Raw genomic sequence first — 1522 nt, 5'->3', positions numbered from 1 at the left:
TACGGGTTAAAAATATTTAAAAACAATTTAAATTCAGAAAAAAATGAAAAATAAAGTATCAGAATATCATAAAGTAACTTTTTGCATCTGTTCTATTTTTGCAATTTTTGCGGGCCTTGGCATAGAAACTTTTACTACAATACCTTTGATAAGTACTGGTGGAATAGGTTATTATGTTTCGTTTGTAACGATCATTGGTTTGTCTTCTTTCTTTTTAAAATTTAAAGATTTTCAACAAAATATTGAAGCCACAAAAGTAATCACTTCTGTGAACTCCAAAAAACATCCCTAATTGAAGTTTTAGTTTTTTTTAGTTTTTTTTTAATACCAGTTCAAGTTATTCATTTTTTGAATTTCTTGAACTGTTTTTTTATGTGAATTAAACCAATGGGGCCAATTAATAACAGACCAAGAAAAAAAATTAAAAAAATGTTGTTTTTATAGGATCACTTGTACCCTCTAAACATACTTTCAAAAATTAAAATCAAGAACATCAAAACATTAAAAATTGAATAAATAATAGTTGTTGTGGTATATAAAGTGCCAAACTTAAAATCTCAAAAAAGAGTATTGAGAAAAAAACAGTATCGCAAAAAAATTGAAACTCCCCAAAAAAGTAGTTTTTTTTTAATTTATAATACTCGCTCCAACTCCACATAAAAAAAACTACAAACCTTTCATATTTGCACAAAAATAATTGAAATAATTTAACAGTTGTTTATTCCTACACAAAGTTATAATATATGTATTTCAACGATAAAAAATGTTTTTTTATCGTATTAAAAACAAATGTTCACTATCTTTAAGTTAAATAATTGGGGCATAAATCAATTATAATTAGATTGTCTATAAAAATAAGACTAGCCAAAATTAAATTCAAAAAAACCAATCCTAATTATTAGAAAAACTAACTAATTCTCCATCCTTTTTACTCAAAAAAAGAAATGAAAACTACTAACAACATTGGCATAAAAAAATACCTTATTTACGGGTGTCTTTTTATTGCCAATTTGGGATTTTCACAAACACAAACCTTTACAACTTCTGGCACATTTATCGTTCCTGTTGGTGTTACTAATGTAACTGTCGAAGCATGGGGCGCTGGTGGCGCTGGTGGTGGATGTACAACTCTAAATAGATCCACAGGTGGCGGTGGCGGTGGCGGAACATATACCAAAAACACTACTATTACAGTAACTCCTGGAGCCTCTATCACTGTTACAGTGGGTGCAGGAGGAACAGGTGTTTCGGCTGGCAATGGTAATCCAGGCGGAACCTCCACATTTGCATCAACTGTTCCAGTTACCGCAATTGGAGGGAATGGAGGGAATGTAAACGGCACTACTACTCCACTCAATGGCCTTGGCGCAACTGCCGCAACTGGAATTACCTATACTGGTGGTGCAGGTGGAGTTGGTAATGCTGTTTCTGGAACTAGTGGAACTAGCGGCGGTGGTGGTGGTGGAGCAGGAAGTACAGGTTCTGGGGCAGCCCCAACCACAGGAATCAATGCTGGAATTGG

General features: G+C 33.2%; 2 protein-coding genes. Both read left to right on the top strand.

Annotated elements, in window-relative coordinates:
• Window positions 1-43: 43 nt before the first annotated feature.
• A complete protein-coding gene (locus EKL98_RS15425) occupies window positions 44-292 on the top strand; it encodes a hypothetical protein (protein WP_126563091.1) in 249 nt (82 codons plus the stop codon).
• A gap of 652 nt (window positions 293-944) precedes the next feature.
• Window positions 945-1522, top strand: a 578-nt coding sequence (locus EKL98_RS15420; protein ID WP_394343481.1) for a glycine-rich domain-containing protein, incomplete at its 3' end; no start/stop codon positions are given.

This window comes from Flavobacterium bomense (assembly GCF_003970355.1).
The sequence above is the reverse complement of the archived record's forward strand: the minus strand, read 5'-3'. Positions and strand labels throughout refer to the sequence as shown.